Raw genomic sequence first — 24,491 nt, forward strand, 5'->3', positions numbered from 1 at the left:
AATTAAGCTGCTTTTTTAATTAAGATTGTTAGTGTTCACTTAGTTAATTTCGCTAATCGGAAAAATTTCACTTGGTGATACAATTTCATCTTGTGCTGCAATGGTTTGTAATTCCCATTCGCCACGTTTATGTGTTTCTTTTAACACTGCGTAGCAGGCATTGTGCGCATGTTCAAAAGCCTGTTCTGGTGTCCAGTCTTTCAATAGCCCTGCAGTAAATAATGATGAGATCAAATCACCGACACCTACTGGCTGTTTATCAAACTTAAGATGCGGACGCTGTGCAAGGAAACAACCCTTTTGCGTTGCTAACATCATCGTAAACTTATCATCAGATATACTGTGTAAGTGCTTAACCAGTACCATTTTTGGGCCCATTGTTAAGGCTTTTTGACATGCAGTAACAGCATCAGCAAGGTTATGGATTTCCATACCGACAAATTGGCTTAGTTCAAATTGATTCGGTACGATAGCATCAGCAATAGGCATTACATCATTAATTAGGTATTCAGCAATACCATCGGCAACAATACAGCCTTTTTCTGGGTCACCCATTACAGGATCACAGATATAAATCGCATTAGGATTTTGCTGTTTAACTTTTTTCACAGTATCGATAATAGCAAGACATTGCGCTGCACTACCTTGATAGCCTGTCAATACAGCTTCGCAGTTCTTTAATTGATCAATGCTTTCAATACCTGCAACAAGCTCACTAATATCATCACCAGAGAAAGCTTTGCCCGTCCAACCTTCTTTATATTGGGTGTGATTAGAAAATTGCACAGTATTAAGCGGCCATACTTCAAATCCCATACGTTGCATAGGAAAAACAGCAGAGCTATTTCCTGCGTGACCATACACTACATGTGATTGAATAGATAGAATACCTTTCATCGAAGTTCCTTATAACCTTCGGTCTCTTTAAGCATACTTTACCCTTGCTTATATAAGAAACCTAGTCATTTTATATCGTAATTATTCCTTTCATTTATGCAGATTAAAAAATAGACGATTATTTATATTATTATCGACTTATTTTAGATGAGAGTGTGTTATTTATAATTGAAGATTGTTTTATTATAGGTTTTTTCCTCTGTTGTCGTTTGTTTTTTGACCGTTTTATGGTTTTTATAATAAATAAAAAACGATATTTTTTTATTTAAAAAACAATGAGTAAGGTTTTTATTCAGTGGTTACCCACAGTTTTTTACAAAAAAAAGACATAAAAATATTTACAGAATAAAATTTAGCGTTTAATGTCTGTCTCGTCTGTTACTCGGACCTCATGTGTCAAAACGTCATTTCTAACATTGTTATTCGTTATTGTTGCAAACGATAGGCGCAATGATCGGCTAAAAGAAGGGTGATCTTTTAGCTCAGAAGTAGTAGGTCAATGAGTAAAACGATAATTACCGCAATTATTATTAATTGGTGGTTTTAACTATTCGAACTCAAATTGATAGCCACAAACAAAACCGCTAATTTAAAGCGCTGTTTGGGCTGAAAGGAAATATAACTATGACTTCACAAACAGGTATTATTCGTAGCTTCAACCCAGTAGAAAAGATTGGCTTAATTACAAGCGATCTTGGTGGCGATATTCGTTTTGACGCATCTCAAGTATGCAGTCATTCACAGCCTTCATCTGGTAGTATGGTTGAGTTTTCTCTAGACGATTCAAGCAATAAGCTAAAAGCAGTAAAAATTCGTTTCATCTAAAAACGATAAATTATAACTCATACTTTCTATAGATTATGAGAATAACATTCAGCCTAAGAAATAATATAACTATTATATCTTGGGCTGTTTTGTTTTATGGTATTAAAAATTAACTGTTCATTACTATTAATGATTTCTTTATATAAATACATTTAGAATAGATAAGTTTATGCTTCTCTACTTTTATATAAATCAGTTATCTCAAGGTGCTTACGTTCACTGGTGATATTTAGTTTTGAAAGGATGATAAAGAATTGTCTTTAATATCATATTTTTTCTACTGTGCTACATGTTGAACTGATGTAAACAGGCAACCGAATCAAAAAATTGTTATTGGATGAACGTCAGTTAAAAAAAATCCCGAGTTAAACTCGGGATTTTTTTGTGTATCAGTTTTAATGGTTACGCCATGAAATGCGTTAAAAACTGGGTAATTGGCTCTAGGTAATTTTGGAATATCACTAATGAGATTAAGCCACTAATTACGACCCAGATAAGTCCAAAGCGTAGGCTTACGATGGTACAAACAATCGCTGCGAGTACTTTCGGGTTTTCAAGGTTAAAGGCAAAGTTTGAACCTTTACCTAGAATTTCTACTGCAATGATTGCTGGCAATACTGTTACAGGAACAAAGCGTAATGTCTTTTTAAAACGCTCAGACATATTGAAGCGTCCTGCCATACCAATAACCGCGAAACGGATAACAAAAGTGGCTACCGCCATGACTAATGATAAGTAAATTACAAATTCATTACTTAAAACGATATGTGTATGAGAATCCATAATAGTAGCCCTTATTATTCAGCAGTTGCGTTAATTGGTTGAATATTTATTTGCTTTTTATCTTCTTTTTCCATTTCGTGACGAACTTCTTCTTTCAGCTCGGCTTCCATATGCTCAGTTGATAAATCCATTTTGTAGCCTGCGTACACACCAACGACTGCTGCTATAACTAAACCGAGTGAGTAAGGAAGGCCTGAAAGTAAGATCCCTGTGACTGTTGCGACCACTGCGGCAACAATACATTCACGATTTTTAACTTGTGGGATAACGATGGCAATGAAGGCGGCAACCATTGCAAAATCTAAACCGTAATCGGCGATGTGAGGAAAATACGAACCAATCATGGCACCAGAGAAATCAGCAACAACCCAGTTCACCCAAAAACCAAACATTGCTGCTAAATAAAACCAATGACGCCCTGGTTTTTCATGTTTCATCTCACCCACGGTTGCTGCGTATACCTCATCGGTTAAGCCGTATGCCATTAGTGCGCGTGTTGGCATGGAGTATTCTTTTACATATTCAGACAGTGACGCGCTATAGAGAATGTGGCGTAAGTTGATAACAAAGGTGGTTAACGCAATCACTATTAATTCAGTAGAGGATTGCACCAGACCAAGCGCAACCATCTGTGCTGAGCCTGCAAAAACAGTCAGTGACCATAACGTACTTTGTAGAACGTCCATACCTGCGTTAATACTGATTGCCCCCACAATAAATGAAAATGGGAATGCCCCTACGCAGAGCGGGAAGATTGCCTTTAAACCTGCTTGTATAAGTTGTTTTTTCATGCGGCGCCTATTTGTTCTGTGTCGTTAAATGAAAAAAAATTTGCAATTAAGCTGAGTGATTATCTTTTTTTGCTGCCTTATTTGTCTGCAAATATATTTTAATGCAATATTTTATTCAATCATTTTTACTATCAAGCTATTAATATATTTTCATATAGTGGCGGTTTTTTGATACTATTTTTCGTTTATCTCTTTTGAAACAGTGTGTTGTGTAGGTTGTTTCATTTTTGGAAGTATTGATCTTGATATTAGGTGCAAAAAAAATTGCAAGTTTTGATTTTTAAAGGTTAAACTAAATTTGAATTTTCGATAGCGAGATAAAAATCATGACAAAAGTAATCACATCTAAATCAGCACCAGACGCAATTGGTCCATATTCACACGGTAATGCATTTGGCGATTTGATCTTTACATCGGGTCAGCTTCCAGTATGTAAAGAGAAAGGTGGCATTGTAGATGGTGGTATTGCAGAACAATCTCGCCAGTCATTAGTTAACTTACGTTCAGTTCTTGAAGCGGGCGGTGGTGACATGGATACAGTTTTAAAAACAACATGTTACTTAGCAAATATTGAAGACTTTGCTGCTTTTAATGCGGTTTATGCTGATTTCTTTAAAACAGAGTGCCCTGCACGTAGCTGTTTTGCAGTGAAAGATTTACCAATGGGTGCACTTGTAGAAATTGAAGCGATTGCACACCGTAAATAATTAGATCTGCATTAAACAATAAAAATAAAACCGTTAGGGGTTACTTATGAATACACAATGGCAGCAATACAAAGATATCATTAATACAGTTGTTAAACCTGCGTTTGGTTGTACAGAGCCGATCTCAGCCGCATATGCATCAGCTGTTGCCGCTGAATTGCTTGGACGAGAGCCTGAAGAACTAGACGTTAAGGTTTCTGATAACCTGTTTAAAAACTCTATGGGTGTTTTTGTTCCTGGTACTGGCCGTATTGGTTTACCTATTGCTTCTGCTGCTGGTGCTATTGGTGGTAACCCTAATGGTGGTTTAGAAGTACTTGTAAATATTAAGGCAGAAGATGTCGAGAAAGCACAGCAGCTGATTGATAACGGTAAAATTAAAGCAGGTCGTAAAGACGTTGAAGAATTTATTTACTGTTGTGTTGAAGCAAAAGTGGGTGACGATGTTGCGATAGTTGAAATTAGCGGCGGTCATACACAAGTTGTGAAAAAAATGCTGAACGGCAAAGTTGTGTTTGATGCGTCTTCTGATGTCAATACGAGTGAGAAACCAAAATCAACGGCGTCTGTGTGTGAAGGTGTCGATATCTCAATCAAAGGTATTTATGAGTTTGCTACCAGCGTTGATTTTGAAGAGATTAAATTTATTCTCGAAGCGCGTGATTTAAATAGTGCGTTATCAGATGAAGGTTTAAAACATGCCTATGGATTACAGGTAGGCAGAACGATTCAAAAAAGTATTGCGAAAGGTCTATTTGGCGATGGTTTAATTAACAATGTCGTCATGCGTACCGCTGCGGCATCTGATGCTCGTATGGGTGGCGCAACTCTGCCAGCAATGAGTAATTATGGTAGTGGTAACCAAGGTATTGCGGCAACGATGCCGATAGTTGGAATCGCTAAACATTATGGCTCTTCTGAAGAGCAACTAGCGCGCGCGTTAATCATGAGCCACCTTGGCGCTATTTATATGAAATCATTCTATCCGCCACTATCACCGTTCTGTGGTAATGCGGTAACAAGCTCAGCAGCTGCAATGGGCATGGTTTATTTAGCCGGTGGTAATTTTGAGCAAATGTGTTCAGCGATTCAAAATACCCTAAGTGATACTACAGGTATGTATTGTGATGGCGCGAAATCCACGTGTGCTATGAAAGTTAAAAGCTCAACAAACTCTGCGGTAATGAGCTTTTTAATGGCGATTGAAAATCATGAAGCACAATCTCAAGGCATTGTTGCTGAAGATGTTGAAACAACTATTCGTAATGTCGGTAAGATGGTTCGATTTGGTATGGTAAATACTGATGCAACAATCATTGATATTATGTCGGCATAAGTAACAAGAATTATAAGCGCCATTGCGAGTAATCATGTTTATCGCAACATGATTACGCAATGGCTTTTTCTATTTGTGGAAAGCCGTACTGTTTTTCTGAATGCTTCTTTATTTTCATTTAAAAAGAAAAACGTAGATACTCTGAATGTATTATTATTGATACAATAATAGCAATGAAGTCATTGGGAACGTTATGTTCAAATAGGGGATCAAGCGTGAATGAATTAACCGAAAGCGATTACGATATCCTCCGTGCGATGGAGAATATCGTTGATGGTATTGCGGCAATGTGGGGAGAGCATACAGAAGTGCTACTACATTGTTTGGATGCAAATAATCCATCAATCATTAAAATTGCGAATGGTCATATTACAGGGCGTGAAGTTGGTGCACCAATCACGAATATTGCGTTAGTGAAGCTGAATGAAGGTAAAGATGTTTCTGATGCTTACATTACCAAAAGTCCTGATGGTAAAACATTACGCTCGTTAACAACCATTATTCGAAATAAACAAAATAAAGCAATTGGTATGTTATGCGTAAATTCTAATTTAGACGCACCGTTTCAGTCGATGATGCAAAGTTTGTTACCGAATATCCATTCGCATTTTGAGTTTGGAGTAACATCTGAAACGTTCGCAAGAAATAATGATGAAATGATGCACAGTTCAATTGAGAATGTGCGAGAGCAAGTGGTGAATGATAGCAATATTCCACCATCGAAAAAAAGCCGCGAGATAGTGACTCGTTTGCATGAATTAGGCATTTTTGATCTAAAAGATAGTGCCCAAATTGCAGCGAAAGGATTAGATATCTCTATCCATACTATTTATCGCTATTTGCGTGAAATTCGTGCCCACGAAGCATGATATATACATTGTGAATGTTCTTATTAATATGCCTTCAGGTGATTTTTTTGAAGGCGTATAAATCTAATCTAGTCTCCTTTTTATATTTATTGTTAATAGCTTTAAGTTTTACAATAGCAATCCATTCTATTCATACTTTCCTCAGGTTTTAATGCTCTATTAAAATTTTGTTCACATCAAAAAATTCTACAACAAATTTGCGAAATAAGAATCTTACTAAAATTGAGAATAATCTTTTTTTATTTTCATTTAATTTCAAATAGTTAATTGCTGGCATTTTTTTTGCGTACTAAATATAAGTTATTTATTGGTCTCATATTTAGAGGAGAAATCGATGTCGGTAAAATTATTACCAACAATACTATTGCTTTTTTCTCTTTTTGCTTTGATTTTTTCGTCTCCAGTTGAAGCTGGGCATTCAAATCACGGTGATATGCGCTGGAAGTTTTGTTTTTTTAACGAAGGGCGTGATATTCCCGCGGGTGAAACGATACCGTGGTCGTTCTATATTTTTGAATACCAAGCAATGGATACTGATTATTGTACGATGGCAAATCTTAATTGGTCTTGGGATAGCACAATGGGAGGCGGTCACGACATAGAAGGGCCAATACCAAGGGGAACGGTGAAATGTTCAAATAATCGTATTTCTCATGAGATAAATGTAAACGGTTCTGTTCGCGCACTTGTTGCTGGTCGTCATGTGGGGTGGAGCTTTAATGGGGAAGGTTCCCATAATGAATGGTGGCATGATTTCACTAAATGGGAAAACAACTGTGCTAACGCTGGGAATCCGATTGAGTTTTTCGATGATCATTCGATGATTGATAGTCAAGATTACTCTGAGGCTAATATTAATCGAAATACCATCAAATACTGGCCAAACTATACCGCTTATGATGAGGGTGACGATTACCCACGAGCCGAAGATACCGGAAACAATTATCACGGTGATGGAAAAGACGACATAGATGATCCTTATCATATGTTCATCACTGTTTTTGATACATTGTCAGGGTATGAGCTTTGGGACTTATCTGATGCGCCATCTCCTTATGTGACAGATCCAAATAATGGTGGTCCCTCTCACAAATTGTATGATCAAGATAACGATGGTGTTACTGATTTACGATTAGGGTCGTGTTGGGATGGTGATGATTGGATAAGCGATGGCGTAACCTTAAATAGTTCGGCGACCTCCGATGATAATCAAGTTGGTTATACTCTTAATGGGACCTGTTCTGGTAATGATACAGATGATGGTGTTACTTTCCCATCCGGTACAACCTTTGAAAAAGGAGGCAATATAGAGTTCATCGTTAATTGGTCTTACGACAGTGATGCCCCTGGTGTGAATACAGACTATGGTATCGCCGCTGTTTGGATCGATTACGATAAAGATAACGATTTTTCCGATGAGATGGTTTTATTAAGTTACCCGAGATTTGATGTTTATCCTTCTAACAACACAGGGCTCCACTCACTTGCAATTCCTGAATCTGCGCTAACAGGTGATGTTTATCTCCGAGTAAGAATTTGTATTGAAGATGCTGCTAGTCAGTGTACTCAGCCATTAATGTCTCCAAACGCTCCCTACCTTTCTGGTGAGGTTGAAGATTACAAAATTACTATTGTAGAGAGTGCTGATTATGGTGATGCACCCGATACGACATCAGGCACAGGAACTAACGATTACCAAACTTTATCTGCAAATTCAGGAGCTTCTCATCTTAAAAAGGATATTGATAATGATGGTACAGTAGATTTAATGTTGGGTACCAGTTGGGATACTGATAATGGGACGTTACAAAATGCCGATGCAACAGCAGACGATAATAATGGCTCTGATGATGAAGACGGTATTGCTTTAAATAGTTCAGTACGAGCAGGGCAAACTGAATATATTACGATTACAACGACGAAAGACTTCGATTCAGGGTTAAACGGTTTACAAGTTTATGCTTGGGCTGATTGGAATCAAAATGGTGTTTGGGAAAATAGTGAAAAAATAGTCGATAGACCCTCAGCTGTTGCAAATAGTCAAGCATACGCTTTTACAATACCAACGGGAGCAATGGTTGGAAATACATTCATCCGTGTTAGAACCTGTTCTAGTGACACTTCATGTAACTCCCCAACCGGTAGTGCTGATGATGGTGAGGTTGAAGACCAAAAAATTCAAGTACTTTCCATCTATTCTTGTGATCTCTCACCGCTTTCTGATGCAACACCAAACGCTAGTCATGGCAGTCCAATTACCAATACTGTTATCTCAAGCTCGCCATTAGTCTTAAAACATCTGGTGACAGGGGGAGTTGCATTACAAAAAGACGGACAGAGGCAAAGCTATGCTTACAACAATATAAGTTGTGGCTCTACAGCTCCTTTCTTGTGGTTATCTGATGGGGTCTCATCATCAGGAGTTAGCTGTGGGGCGAGTAAAATGAGAGGCTTTACTATAACCGACGTGACAGGTTCAGGGGCAGCACTAGATCCTTTCACTGTATGGTCTACTCGGTACTGGGATAGAAATAGTAATAATAATTACGATGGCAATGATATTCGTGTAACAACACGTATTAGTTATGTTGCTGGTGAGCTTTTCTATGATACGAAATTTTTGCTTGAGTCAGCTAACGGTTCTAATACAAATAATATTTTAGTCTCTGTTGGCTTTGATACGTATTTAAGTGGTGGAGATAATGGGGGTGCGTTTGCTGTCCCTTATAATGCAGCCAACTATCAACCTGATGGTTCCGGTCAATATAATGTTGTTGGTGTAACAAAAAATTATTCTAATAGTGACCAATTTATGGGGTATCTGAAATTAGATACGTCTTGGGTCAATTACTTCTCAGGACATTATGGCAGTCCTAAAAATTTGTTGAAGAGTAGTCCTTATACATTAAACAATGAGTTGAATACGAATGTAAATACCGATAATGGTATTGCTGTTCAGTGGAACTTTGGCGCCGTTAATATGTGTGAGGAGCACAATGTTAGAATGCTCTTCTCAACACTGGGTGAAGCCGTTGTTCACGCGTTTGAAAATGACCTTGGTGATGCGCCTGATCCAAATAGTGGAACAGGTACGGGGAATTATCAGACGACCGCGGCAAATGGTGGTCCTGCTCATAGAAAGTATGACTATGATAATGATGGGCAGGTTGATTTAATCTTAGGGGATATTTGGGATAACGATTTAGGTACATTACAAAGTGCGACAGCCAACGCCGATGATGAAGATGGCGCTGATGATGAAGATGGCGTGACCTTCCCTGCGATATTCAAGGCAGGGCAAACGATGTCTGTTGATGTGAAAGTATCTCGTGATCCCCAAACGAATTTATCAGGCGTTTATGTTAAAGGTTGGGTAGATTGGAATCAAAATGGCGTGTTTGATAACAGCTCAGAAGTGATTTTTTCAGCGGGTGATACAGGTAACGCCTCTAGCCTAATAGGTACCAATACTTTTTCTGTCAACGTCCCCAATAATGCCCTTAGTGGAAACACGTATATGCGTGTAAGGGTATGTTCTCAAACTGCAGGCTGCCAAAATACGATGATAGATACTGGCAGTGTCAGTGACGGTGAGGTTGAAGATTATTTAATTACAGTAGAGCCAACCAGCATTTCTGGGTATGTTTTTAACGATGATGGATTCGGTGGTGGTATTGAAAACAATACCATAAAAGACGGTTTTGAAGCTGGTATCAGTGGTATTGGCGTAACACTTTATAATCAAACTCAGAATAGTTGTTTGTTTGTTCAAACGTCTAATGGCAATACCGATCAAAATAATGATGGCGTTGTTGATGATTTAGATAAAGGGTACTTTGAATTTGAAATTACCCCGGGCGATGCCTATTTTCTTTATGAGACAGCACCTCTGACTGTCGCACCCAATTGTGGGGCTGGCCCTCCTTCTCAAGGCACGGTTATTGATGGAACAACTATCACAAATGCTCAAATAAGAGATCCCTCTGGCTATATATCGACGTCACCTAATGTGATTGAATTAGGTACGGTCAATGATGATTTATCGAATCAAAATTTTGCCGATAAGGCATATCAATTTACATTTGGAGTCTGTTCTTCAGAAGCGTATCTGTTTAAAAATGCCCCATCAGATATGTATGAAATTAGCCTATTAAATGGTACCGAAACTGTAGTAAATAATACTCAGGATATAGTTATTACTGGTGTCGGTCACAGTGTTAGGCAGAATATTTTATGGGGTATGAATGCTGGCGATATTATTGCAATTGATCGTTCAGGAAGTGAAATCTTTAGGTTTGACGTACCTGGTATTTTCTGGGCAGCAAACAACCCTAATAATCAAATTCAATATTTAGCGGGTGATGTAACTGACGATGATATATTGATCATGATGGATTCTCAACATAATGGCCGTCGTGTTCATTTCTTTGATGTAAACCCAAACTCTCCAACCTATAAAACTCAGCTAGGTATGAGCGACACACTTGGTCCTATTGATCTTGGTGATATTGCTATAAATCCAATAGATAAATCAATTTGGACTATTCGATGGTATAACATGACGCTCTTTAGGATCGACGTTAATCTGAATAATTATACGGCATCAAAAACCCCGATGGGCTCAATAGATAATATTCCTCGAGGAGGAAATAGTGATGGTCCGGGGGCGCTTTATTTTGATGATAATGGATCACTATATGCGAGTATTAATGGTACAGGGGAATTGTGGAGGATTGACATTTCCTCACCCGCTTCACCAAACTTAAATGCACAGCTAGTTGGAAACGGTGTAACTGCAACGGTTAACGATGGTGCTCGGTGCCGATATGCAGAAACTTCTGCCATAGTCACTACTGATACATATAGTCAGCTTTCTGGTTATGTTTTTGAGGATGATGGCAATGGTGGTGGTGTTGCTGACAATGGTACAAAAGAGAGTAATGAAAACGGTATAGCTGGCGTAAATGTTCTCATCTATGAATATGATCCGAGTAACGGAAATAGAAGTTGTTATACGGTGTCAACAAGCGATGGCTCTTTTGATGTCGATATCGGTTACTGGAGTAAAACAGTAACTAATGGGCATGAATACACTGTTTTTGAGGCCGGACAACTCACCTCCGCGCCTGATTGTAGTAGTGGGCCACCAACATTTGGTACTGTTAGTACGCTTGATGGCTCTGTAAGTAATAATTCTATTTCTGATCTAAGCGGATATATTTCTACATCAACAAATACAATTTCTCTTGGCACCGTGACAAGTGAACAATCGAATGTCAATTTTGCTGACAAAATAGTATCAAACCTATTCTCATCATGCCCAGTTAAAGCATATACAGCCCTTAATAATGCTCCGAATAATCAATGGGGGCTATTAGGTATGCAAACGGGATTGATATCGCCATCACCGATTGACGACCCTTTTTCTGCCTTAGGCTTTAGTATGCGTCAACAGGTGATTTGGGGCGTAAACAATACGACAAATACGATTCAGGCTTTAGACGCTAGCGGAACGGTCATCGCAAACCTCAGCAGTGTTTCAATTGCTTCTGGTGAAATAACTGGGGGGGATGTCACCAATGATGATGTATTAATACTCACGGTAAGTGACAATACGTCAACAACGATTTACCTATACGATGTTAATCCAGCCTCTGAAAATTATTTACAACGTATTGGTAGCCAGAACTCTAGTTCATCAAATATATTTCATGATATAGCGATTTCTCGCACGGGGGAAATTTATGCTGTTTTTGTTAATGGACAAGTCAATAGAATAACGATTAACTTTACGACGGGGACTTTTACCACATCAAGCGTGGGTAGCCTCTCTAACAGCTTTAATCGAGATTTTGATTCTTTGTTTATCGATGTCGACGATAATTTATATGGATTAAGTGGGGCTGTAAATGGTGGTAATGGTAATGGAACGTCAACCATGGATATGGTGTGTTTCCAAGCCAGCAACCCATCGTCGACGGCAGTTTTAGTGGGGACATCAACGGTATCGATAGATGATGTTTCTACCGATGGCGCATTATGTCGTTATGCGAGTGTACCTCCACCTAGACAAATTTCTGGTTATGTTTATGAAGACCAATTGACCCAAGATATTGATGGCGTTTCAAGGCAGAATGGGTCAAAAGATGCTGGTGAGCCCGGCATATCGGGTGTGACTATCACTCTCTATGATTTAACTGATGAAGTCTGTCAACAAACAACAACTGACGGTTCAGGTTATTATCAGTTCACTGTAGGTAAAGGTCACGAATATGAAATTTATGAAACAGCGGATGCTGGAACAATAGATTGCTCAACGGGACCGCCATCATTTGGAAGTGTGGATAAATCGACGGGTTCAGTGGTGAATAATGATGTCGCTGATCCTTCTGGTTATGGTTCAATAACGCCGAATAAAATTGTTCTTGGAACAGTCGATAACGATAGCACTAACAATAATTTTGGTAACTTTGCTGCAAGTCAACCATTTGATACCTGTAGTATTACCGCTTATCTTTCAAATAATTCCCCAACAGCGACAAATTACAGTCAAATAGATTTAATTTCTGGTGAGCGTACCAACATAAACAGCTCTTCAGCTGCGACCGTTCACGCCATGGGATACAGTGTGCGACAACAAAGAATATGGGGGGTGGCTGCCAATTACAATGATCTCATTGCTATCAATTCACAAGGTGATACGGTGGCAAGAATATCTAATGCTGATGTACCGACTCAAACTACAGTCGCGACGGTGACTGATGACGATATTTTGGTGCTTGTTACTAATAATGCGCTAGGTCGGCAATTACGCTTTTTCGACGTGAACCCTAATTCATCATCTTATCTAACCGAAGTCGGTATACGCTCCGGTAATATCGGCATTAATGTTGGTGATATTGCTGTTCATCCGACAGATGGGTCGTTGTGGATGCTTTCTTATGATGACCGTCCACACCTTTATAAGCTGGTATTAGATAGCACGGGGGTTAATGCACAGTCTATTATCGATGTTGGTGAAACGGACTTACCGAATGGTAGTGATGGTACTAATCCGGGGGCCTTATATTTTGATAAGTTTGGTTATCTATTTGTTGTCATGGAGGGGGCTAGTGCGCATCAAACTTTCCGGTTAGATATTACTAACTTGAATAGCCCATCATTAAGTGCAGAGTTAATGGGCACTGATACATTTTCAGCCAATGACAATATAGATGGAGCCTCTTGTCGTTATAATGGTGTCGAGCCAAATAAAGAAATATCGGGTTATGTTTTTACCGATACAAAGACCGCAGGTGTCAATGGATTCCAAAAACATAATGGACAAATGGATGGAGGAGAAGTTGGTATTGGCGGTGTGACCATCACATTGTTAGATGTTGCGGAAAATATATGTTATCAGGTAAATACGTCAGATGGTTCAAGCGATATTAATGGTGATGGTATTACAGACCCTCTTGGTTACTATTACTTTGATGGTAAGCACGGCAAAGAATATAAAATATTTGAAACAGCGAATGCGAGTTCTATCGATTGTAGTTTAGGTGAGCCATCTGCAGGTATTCAAGATGCTGCAACAGGAGTTGTGTCTGGTGCTGAAATAGCCGATCCTACAGGTTACCTTTCTAGTTCCCCGAATGTTATTCATATTCCACTGATAACGACAAATATTGATAATCAAAACTTCGCAGATGTTCCTTTCACACAAGGGTTAACATGTGACAATACACCATATTTTGCAATTGGCTCAGGCACGGATACTGATTTACACAATGTGAATTTAACCACGGGTAATTTTACAGATGTAACGCTATCAGAAGTCGCTATGTATCGTGGACTTGGCTACAGCACTAGACAAAATATGTTGTTCTCGATCATGCAGCAAGGTTCGAATGATATTATCGCGATTAACAGCCTAGGTGAGCCCGTTCTTAGGTTTGGTGTGGATGCACCTTCTTTGTCGGCAATAGCGATTACAAATGACGATATACTCATTGCCATTACTAGAGATTTTTTAAGTTCAGGTATCAATTCTGTACGTAAAATATTGCTGTATGATTTAAATCCGGCAAGAAGCACATATCTGTCTCGTATTGATACTAATGGTGACGGAGCAACAAATGATATCGGCTACACTATTGGCGATATTGCTATTCATCCTGATGGTAGTGTTTTTGCTATTGACGATTCGCTTAAGCTGCTGAAATTAAATATAAACCTTGATTTAAGTTCGAGCTCTTTAGGGCAGACGACAGTCACGGAAGTCGGTACGACGAATTATCCAGCGACGATTGAAGCGCCAGATGCACATTTCATGGATAGTAGTGGCTCGCTTTATGTCGTGTCAGGAGTGGTATCTCAGAGTCCTTATTACTATCAAATTTGGCGTTATGATATTTCAGACTCCAATGCCCCGAATTTGAACGGTGAGTTTATAGGGCGCTTTCAAAAAATATCACCAACAGCGAGTTACCACGACGGGGCCTTATGTCGATTTGTCGAAGTGCCTAAACTCAATAAAATATCGGGTTTCGTATTTGAAGATACGTTAACAACTGATCCGAATGGTATGTTGAAACACAATGCCGTGAAAGATACCGCAGAAGTAGGGATTGGAAATATAACGGTGACGTTATTTGATGTTGCTGGCAATTCTTGTTCTCAGATAGATACTTCTGATGGTACGCAAGATATTGATAATGACGGTAATATAGATAGTGCTGGTTACTATTTCTTTAAAGCTGAGCCTAATAAGGAATATAAACTGTATGAAACAGCAGGTGTTGGCACCATTGATTGTAGTGCGTCAGCACCATCTGGTGGTAGTGTAGATACGGTGACTGGTGCATTAAGTAATGTGCAAATCAAAGATCCAACAGGTTACTTATCAAGCTCGACTAATATACTTCATATACCATCACTAACTTCTAGTATCGAAGGTATGAACTTTGCTGATATTAGTTTTTCTAACGCTCTCACATGTGATGAAACGTTGTATTTTGCAACAGGTTACGGTTTCGATACTAACTTACATAATATTAATTATGCTAATGGCCAGCTGAGCGATGTTAATACCTCTGGTTCTTTTATCTACCGAGCAATTGGATATAGCGTAAGACAAAACTTACTCTTCTCTATATTGCAAAACGGAAATAACGATATCGTTGCTTTAAACAGCGCCGGTGAGCCTGTATTGCGCTTTGATGTTGATGCACCAATTGTTTCTGCTTTGGCGGTGACGAACGATGATATTTTGATCGCAGTAACGCGTAATCATTTAAGTTCTGGCATCAATTCGGTCAGAAAAGTGATGTTATATGACGTTAATCCAGCCCGAGAAAGTTATTTAACACGCATCGATAACAATGGTAGCGGTGCGCAAAATGATATTGGATATGATATCAATGATCTGGTTATTCACCCTGACGGTACCATTTTTGCGGTAGATACTAATCGCCATTTATTAAAACTAAATATTGCTACTGATCTCACATCAACAGCTACGATAGGACAAACATCGATAACCGATCTAGGAGAGATTGACTTCCCCAACAACATTAATGCGCCTGATGCACAGTTTATTGATAAAACAGGGGCTTTGTTTATCGTTTCTGGAGCTGAAACCACCACACCTTGGGAATATCAAGTTTGGCGATACGATCTTTCAGATTCATTAAACCCAGATTTAAAAGGTGGCTTTATAGGAACTTTTGCCGTACCTAGCGCCTCGACTGATTATAATGATGGTACCTTGTGTCGTTATGCGGAAGTACCAAAGGTACAAAAAGTATCGGGTTATGTTTTCCATGATGATAATACGACATTAGTCAGTGGTTTCGAAATTCAAAATGGGTCTATGGATAGTACCGAGCAAGGTATTAGCGGAGTTGGGGTAACGTTATATAATGTGACAGACAATCTGTGTACTGTTGTTGAAACGGCTGTAGGCGACACGGATGCTAATGGTGATGGCAGTATAGATTCACAAGATATTGGTTACTATGAATTTGCATTAGAATATCAAAAAGAATACCAGATATATGAAACCTATGGTGTTACCACATTAAACTGCGCAACGGGTCCACCATCAAGCGGCAGTATTAATACCACACTGGGCGCATTAGAAAATAGCGAAATAGCCGATCCTCCAAACCATTTATCTACAACAGCCAATGTCATCGATTTAGGTCAGGCTTATGGTAACTCTCTTAACCAAAACTTTGGTGATAGAGTGATACCTGCTCCTCATTCAGTATGTTCAACAACCGCATATTATTCAGACAATACGTCTACAGAAACAGATGTATTTACTCTCGATCTTTCCACTGGCGAGTTGACAACATTTATTGACGGCACTACAGCTATGGCATCTATGGGTTATAGTGTGCGACAGCAAATGATTTTCGCTGTCGATACCCAGATTTCAGGTGATTTGGTCGCAATTGATGCTAATGGCGATAGGATAATGCAACTTGCATTAAACTTACCAACAGCAAGTATTGCTACTGTTACCAATGATGATGTTTTAGTTGTCGTTAAAAACGCTATTGTTTCACTGTTCGATTTAAACCCTTCTTCATTAACCTACCTTCAACAACTAGGTACTTCCTCTGGTGATATTGGCACAATTATTGGTGACATTGCTGTTCATCCAACGACGGGGGAAATCTGGGCATTGAGTGATGGTTCACCAAATAAGTTAGTTCGTCTAAACATAAATACATTGTCAGGCTCAGCGACGATTACAGAATTTGGTAACACAAACTTCCCTGGGGAAGGTGAAGCACCTCAGGCCTTATATTTTGATAAAAATGGCTATTTATACGCAAATACCAATTCACACACACCGCAATTATGGCGTTTTGATATTAGCGACCCAAATACGCCATTAGGTGGATTTATTGGTGAAGGAGATCAGAGTGGTACCGGTGATGGTAGTCTTTCAGATGGCGCTGTCTGTCGATATGCAGATATACCAGCCGTTCAACGTGTTTCTGGATTTGTCTTTAATGATGATGGTAATAATAACGGTACAACAGATGATGGAGTAAAACATGATGATGAACTAGGTATTGGTGCAGTCAATGTTACGCTCTATAACCAAACAGATGGAACCTGTGAAACTATGATGACATCGGATGGAAATACCGATGTGACAGGCGATACTGTTAATGATCCTCTTGGCTATTATCAATTCGATTTATTATTTGGCAAAGAGTATAAAATATATGAAACAGCAATGTTTACCTCTATCTCCTGTGATAATGCCAATGGCCCAAGTAATGGACAAATTAATACTTCAACGGGGGCGGTTGAAAATAAACAAATCGTAGACCCAGTCGACCATTATTCAACTAGCCCAAATGTTATTGATTTAGGTTTTGCCTACGGTAATTTACCCAACTCTAATTTTGCCGATCGTGTGACACTTTTTCCATTTGAACAATGTCCTAAAGTTGGCTATCTGATGACGAAAGCAATTTCTGATTTATATGAAGTCGATATTGTTGCGGCTGAAGCCTCTATTAAATATCAGTCAGGCGTTGATCCTATCGTTAGTTTGGCTTATAGCCCCTACCAGAGTTTTCTATGGGGAGTTGAAGGTAATGGGCAACAATTAATGATGATCAACGCCAGTGGATATATCGCATCTCGTTTTACGATACCAGAGATAAGCGGAGTATCTATTACAGGGGGAGATGTCAGTGACGATGATATTTTGGTATTAACGGACAGTAACGGTGCCTTCCATTTCATTAATATAAATTCTTCCACATTAGATTTTCTAAATTACGTGGGTGTGTCAAATAACTCAGGCTATAACTTAGGCGATATTGCTCTTCACCCAACGTCCTCAACATATTGGGCAATTGAACAAATACAGAATGGTCGTTTATTAGAATTTACCTTAAATACCGTCAATGCAACGTTTACAGTCACTGATCATGGTCAGACGAATATCTCAGCTGGAGCTGACGGTATTTATTTTGATCGTGATGGAATTATGTTTGCCTATATTGAAAGCTCAGGCGAGTACTATCGGTTTGATATCAGCACACCAGCTTCACCTAACGTCGTGGGTGGAAAAGTCAGTACGATAGCAACGGGTACTGGTAATGGTGATAGTGCTTTATGTCGTTATGCTAATTTTGATATTGATTTTGGCGATGCACCGCAGAATCGTTATTCGACACGCATGCAACAAAATGGTCCAAGGCATGAGATGAGCGCAGGTTTACCTAAGATTGGCTCGCTGGTGGATCCTGAATTAGATGCAATCACCAATGATAATGCCGATATTGATGATACAACAGACACCAATGATGAAGATGGTTTCACACAGCCAGAGATCGTTGCTTATCTATCCGATACCGATACGTTAACACTGCAAGTCCCTGTAATGTCTGCAGGGGCTGGGTATATCTATGGTTGGATTGATTTTGATGGAAGCGGTAGTTTCGACTCTGATGAAAGAGAGTCATTCAACTTTTCACAAAGTGGTAATGTTGATTTAGATTTCTCAGTACCGAGTGATGTTCAACCCATTGATACTTATCTTCGTTTAAGGGTATGTACTAACTTTAGAGATTGTAATCAGCCTAATGGTGGTGCGCCTGATGGAGAAGTAGAAGATCATCTTATTTCACTCAAACCTGTGGCGGATTTAGAGTTAACCTTAGATTTAGACCCAGGTAGTACAGTTACAGAAGGTATTCCATTTAATGTTGTTGTCCAAGCAAGAAATTATGGACCTGCAATAGCCTTCAACACGAATGTGTTATTGGACATTCCTGATGACTATATATTTGTTCGGGCGTATGAAGGAGATGGTGAAACACCTCTAGCGGATGGTCGTTATGATCATGCTACGGGGATGTTGGACTTAGGTGCTGTTGGGCTTGGTTTTAGTGACTACGCGACAATAAGACTTGCATCTAAAAATCTCTCACCATCAATAATCAATAGTGAAATAGAGTCATCAGACGTAAGAGACAGTGATGCTACTTTCAATAATGGGTTTGGTAACGGTGAAGATGATACTTTCAGCGTTACTCCTTCAGTTGTAACTTCCGTTGCGCCTGATATTTGTATCGCTCCAAGAGTCTATGAAAAAGACGCTTCTTTCTTAGATGAGACCACTAACGAATATATTATTACGTTACCACAGACTAGCCAGCGAGGTTATTTGTGGAGTTACGACCTGATGGATTTAAATAAAAGCCTTTATTTCGAACTTGCTGTTTATTTAGGGGATCGTTCCTGTAACCAAAACTGTAATCAAGGAACTGGCTCGATAGAAGCAGGTGCTGATGGTATGACATTTATTATCACTTCAGATGATAGAGGCTTTAATGCGTCGGGCTCTTGGGGGGGATTACTGGGTGTTGGTGTTGGTGCGAGCGGTGGAGGAACTGGGCCTATATCTCCATCAGTCGTCGTTGAATTTGATACCTATGATAATTTAGGGAATGGCTTTACTGATGAACTCAGTAACAGTAGTACCGGGCGACAATTTATCGATCACACTGCAGTATATTTAGATGGTGATTTGAGAACACCTTCAACGGCGTCGACATTGATGGCGCCAAAAGCTGTCGGTGGACCAACAGCAACGGCGCCTAGCGGTGAACTCGAAGATGGACGTTATCATCTAACACAGTTCTATTGGGAGCCAAGTACGAATAACTTAAAATACTATGTTGATGGTGAGGTCATTGGTGATATTAACTATGATCTGCGCTCACATTTTAATACTAACATGGTACGTTTTGGTTTCTCGGGTAGTACGGGGGCGGCATGGAATTTACAAAAAGCTTGTTTTACAGAGCCGCCAGATGTACTCGGGCCTGATCTTGGTGATGCTCCTGATCTTACCTCTGGCACTGGAGTCGGAGACTATACAACGACTTATGAAAACAATGGCGCGATTCATGTACAGTCTGATGATGATGATAATGGACAAATTGATTTACGTTTAGGAAACATGTGGGACACAGATTTAGGTGATGGACAAAACCCAACAGCAACGGCGGATGATGAAAATAACTATGATGATGAAGATGGTGTTACCTTCTCATTAATGCATGCGAAAGGTGGTGACACTCTTAATATCAGTATTGATGTTCAAGCAGATACTGCCGCAGCAGGCCAACCTATCCACCTCTATGGTTGGTTAGACTTTAATAGAGATGGTGACTGGGATGATGCGAATGAGCAAGTAATAAGTACATCTTCAGCAGTAAATGGGACGAATGTTTTCCCTGTTACTATCCCGTCTGATGTGACATTTGGTTATAGTTTTCTTCGTGTAAGGCTGTGTGACAGTACCGTTTGTAATAAAACATACGGGACTGCGAATAAAGGTGAAGTCGAGGATTATCGTTTCCTATTTTATGAGCTGAATGAGAATGCGACGTGTAATTTGACGATTCATACCCAAGAGGTATCGGCGTCGAAACGGTTAGAAAATATTGATTTGGCAAATACGCCGATAAGTATGAATGGCATTGTTGATCCTATAACTATTATCAACCAAACAAACGTATCGAATATTGATGCGATCGGATTTGATGCTGTCACAGGCTTTATTTACGGTACATTTGTTAATGCAGATACAAATAATATTCATCTATTTGTGACTGACCGTGACGCAACAAGTGTGGTTGATCTTGGTTATATATATGCTGAGAGTAATGTTGATATCAATAAAAGTGATGGGTCTACTGTATCGCTGGATGAAGGACAAATATTAAACACATCACTATCTATTCCCGCGCCATCTGCTGGAGATATTTCTTCTGATAATCAATATCTCTTTGTTTGGCATCAAGATCTTACTTCGATCATTAAAATAGATACATCGACACAATCATTTAGCGTTATGCCACTTCAATTACCGAATGGCGTCACAGCGCTTTCGGGAGGCGGAGATTTAGCTGTTGATGATACTAACCATAATATTTATTTTGTGGATATAGAAGCCGGCAAGTTCTACGAGATTCACCCAACAAACGGATTAGTTACTTCGTATTCGTTAACGTTTAATGGGCTTGCAGGCCCACAAGTAGATGGTAATGGCAATTTGAAGGTTGAGGGTCTCCTAATGGACACGACAACCAATTTATATGTCATGACAAGTGGTGGCAATCATGACTCAAATAATGACAACATCATTGATGTGATGGGTCAGTCAGCATTGTATCGCATTAATATACCAACCAAAGAAGTCAGTTTCTTAAAACAGACAACAGCAACAAGTATTGAAAAAGCAGATATTGCAGGTTGCTATCAATCAAAAGACTTTAGTGATGGCGATAGTCAATATACTCAAGCATCGCACCTTTATATCGATAGCAAAAATAATAATGATGGAACGGTGACACCTGATGGGGTAGGCGACTTCTTACTGGGTACATCATTGGATCCTGAACTTAATGCGAAAGTGCATGCTTTAGCAACAGGGGATGACACCCATGGGTATGATGATGAAGACTTAGCCATTCCTTCACCAATTATTGTCGAAACACCGACCGCGGTGAGTATCCCTGTTGTTGGTAATGGCTACATTAATATCTGGGTTGATCTAAATAATGATTTTGATTTCGATGATCCTAATGAGCATTTACACGATGACACCTTCTTAACGACAGGTACACATTCATTACAGTTAGAGCTCGATGCGGCAAGCGCATTTGGATACAGTGGTGATACAACCATGCGTATTCGCTTCTGCTCGACAGCAAATAACTGTGATACTCCACACGGAGAGGCCTTAGATGGAGAGGTTGAGGATCACTTATTTGAGCTCTTAAACAGAATAGTACTTAGTGGTTATGTGTTTGAAGATAACGGTGTAAATATAGCAACTGCACATGATGGTATTAAAGCAAGCTCAGAAATAGGACTTAAAGACTTTGATGTCACAGTCACATTTAATGATTCTGGTGTTACAGGTGTGAGTGCCGGCGATGTCATATCTGCGAAATCAACACGTGGTGACGGATACTATAAATTTATACTAGGTGTTGATTACGCCGATAAAGATTTACTGCTAAATATTAAATCTCAATCTAAATGGGTGGATATTAGTGAGGCTGACGTTAGTGCTATTTCACAGGTTTCAAGCTCGAGTGTGTTTGACAATGAAATGGCAATCAACGCGAGTGCAGGTGATGACATTACAGGGCTAAACTTTGGTAAAGTCACAGTGCCACGTTTAACTGAAAGCCATACCAAGACTTCAGAACCTGGAAAGCCGTTATTAATTCCTCATAAATTTAATTTAAATACAGAAGCAGATATAACATTTAACGTTATACCTGATAATCGCTACAGTGCTACCAGTGGCTGGGTTGTATTACTTTATCATGATCAAGACTGTGATCTAAATATTGATGAGACCGATCCAAAAATAAATTTAGGTGGGGCTCAATCAGTATCGGGAACAACAGAAATATGTATAATTAGTCGAGTAAATATTCCATCGACAGCAACCAATGATCAACAGTATCAATATCAAATAACGGCTGATGTGGATTATGCTCAAAATTCTCCCTTTATGACACAGTTGATAAAGCAAGCAGTTGTATCTGACACGATTAAAGTTACTTATTCGGGATCTGGTGAATTAAAGCTATCTTTAACCGTAAATAATATAACAACAGATAATCAAAACGTATTAAGTAATCAAGGTACACCGAATGATATTTTAGAATATGTTGTTACGTATTCTAATGTAGGGACGGGGCCAATTAGTGACATTGTTATTTTTGAAACAACACCGCCATTTACTGAATTAAGTGAGCCGATTACATGCAGTACCCTTTTACCTTGTAATGTTGATACAGTCCATGGTGCTAATCAAACCGGTTATCAAGGTGATATATCTTGGATATTAACAGGGCAACTACTTCCAGGCCAACGTGGAGAAATATCATATCGCGTTAAAATTGAAGATTAATATTAAGACTCTTTATTGAAAACTATTTTTAATTATTAAATTTAATAATTTTATCAAATTTAATAATTGTTTATTTTTTTGTTCTTTTTTGTTGTTTTCATTAACGCCTTTTTTCTTAAATTTGATTCTTTTATTTTTATCTACTCAGTTATATTAAAGATAGAGAAATAAAAATAAAAATAAAAAAGTCAACTTTGTTATAACACAGCATCACGTGCATAACTTTATTATGGATATTTAAACATGCTGAAGAATTGTCTACGTATTGTTTCATTAATGTTTTTGCTTTTTGGTGGCGTCTTGCCATCAATGGCAGGACATTCAAATCACGGTGATATGCGCTGGAAGTTTTGTTTTTTTAACGAAGGGCGTGATATACCCGCGGGTGAAACGATACCGTGGTCGTTCTATATTTTTGAATACCAAGCAATGGATACTGATTATTGTACGATGGCAAATCTTAATTGGTCTTGGGATAGCACAATGGGAGGCGGTCACGACATAGAAGGGCCAATACCAAGGGGAACGGTGAAATGTTCAAATAATCGTATTTCTCATGAGATAAATGTAAACGGTTCTGTTCGCGCACTTGTTGCTGGTCGTCATGTGGGGTGGAGCTTTAATGGGGAAGGTTCCCATAATGAATGGTGGCATGATTTCACTAAATGGGAAAATAACTGTGCTAACGCTGGGAATCCGATAGAGTTTTACGATGACCATTCAATGCTTGATAGTCAAAATAATACTGAAAGTAATATTAATCGAAGTACCATCAAATACTGGCCAAACTATACCGCTTATGATGAGGGTGACGATTACCCACGAGCCGAAGATACGGGAAACAGTTATCATGGTGATGGAAAAGGTGACATAGATGATCCTTATCATATGTTTATCACTGTCTTTGATGTTTTAGATGGGTATGAGCCTGTTGATTTGGGGGATGCGCCAGATCAACAATATAATTCCACTGTATGGCCATCTTATGCAACGATGTTGTCCTCAAATGGTCCTGCCCACCAATTTAAAGATGAAAATAATGACGGTGTTCAGGATATACGTATTGGTCCATGTTGGGATGCAGAAGATGAATCTTCTCCAAATAGTTTAGCTAATTCAGATGACATGAGTTTAGGCTATCTCAATAATTGTACAACAAGTGATGAAAATGAAGGCAGTATTCGAATACACAGACATAGTACTGGAGACACTCTTGTTTTGGATAACCCTGGGGTGTCTCAAACTTTATGGATAGGTGATACTTATACTTTTTATGTTGATGTACACTTTGAAAATACCGATACAGATAAACACTTAGAAGTT

At 39.0% G+C, this 24,491-nt stretch carries 8 protein-coding genes; 5 read left to right on the top strand and 3 right to left on the bottom strand.

From position 1 onward, the window contains the following. Positions 1-39: 39 nt before the first annotated feature. Positions 40-897, bottom strand: a complete 858-nt coding sequence (pdxY, locus tag C9J42_RS04945) for a pyridoxal kinase PdxY (protein WP_107206763.1) — start codon at positions 895-897, stop codon at positions 40-42. A gap of 624 nt (positions 898-1,521) precedes the next feature. Here pdxY and C9J42_RS04950 point away from each other — a divergent pair. Further along, positions 1,522-1,722 carry a hypothetical protein gene (locus tag C9J42_RS04950; protein ID WP_006644747.1) on the top strand — a complete coding sequence of 67 codons (201 nt, stop codon included), beginning with the start codon at positions 1,522-1,524 and terminating at the stop codon, positions 1,720-1,722. Between the two features lie 402 nt (positions 1,723-2,124). Here the strand turns inward: C9J42_RS04950 and C9J42_RS04955 are convergent, their stop codons facing one another. Both C9J42_RS04955 and C9J42_RS04960 read right to left on the bottom strand, forming a co-directional pair. Further along, positions 2,125-2,505 (bottom strand): AzlD domain-containing protein, encoded by a 381-nt coding sequence (locus C9J42_RS04955; RefSeq protein WP_107206762.1) that lies wholly within the window; start codon positions 2,503-2,505, stop codon positions 2,125-2,127. 14 nt (positions 2,506-2,519) lie between these two features. Further along, positions 2,520-3,296, bottom strand: coding sequence for an AzlC family ABC transporter permease (locus C9J42_RS04960; protein WP_107206761.1), 777 nt, complete (start codon positions 3,294-3,296; stop codon positions 2,520-2,522). Positions 3,297-3,622: 326 nt separating this feature from the next. On the opposite strand from C9J42_RS04960, the gene C9J42_RS04965 reads away from it, so the two are divergent. The 4 genes from C9J42_RS04965 (at position 3,623) to C9J42_RS04980 (ending at position 23,168) form a co-directional block, all read left to right on the top strand. After that, positions 3,623-4,003, top strand: a complete 381-nt coding sequence (locus C9J42_RS04965) for a RidA family protein (protein WP_008989716.1) — start codon at positions 3,623-3,625, stop codon at positions 4,001-4,003. Positions 4,004-4,049: 46 nt separating this feature from the next. After that, positions 4,050-5,339 (top strand): serine dehydratase subunit alpha family protein, encoded by a 1,290-nt coding sequence (locus C9J42_RS04970; protein ID WP_107206760.1) that lies wholly within the window; start codon positions 4,050-4,052, stop codon positions 5,337-5,339. A gap of 215 nt (positions 5,340-5,554) precedes the next feature. Beyond that, entirely contained in the window at positions 5,555-6,208 is a 654-nt protein-coding gene (locus tag C9J42_RS04975) for a transcriptional regulator (protein WP_107287499.1), read from the top strand. 334 nt (positions 6,209-6,542) lie between these two features. After that, positions 6,543-23,168, top strand: a complete 16,626-nt coding sequence (locus C9J42_RS04980) for a GEVED domain-containing protein (protein ID WP_107301726.1) — start codon at positions 6,543-6,545, stop codon at positions 23,166-23,168. Positions 23,169-24,491 lie beyond the last annotated feature (1,323 nt).

This window comes from Photobacterium sp. GB-56 (genome assembly GCF_003026105.1).
Lineage (GTDB): Bacteria > Pseudomonadota > Gammaproteobacteria > Enterobacterales > Vibrionaceae > Photobacterium.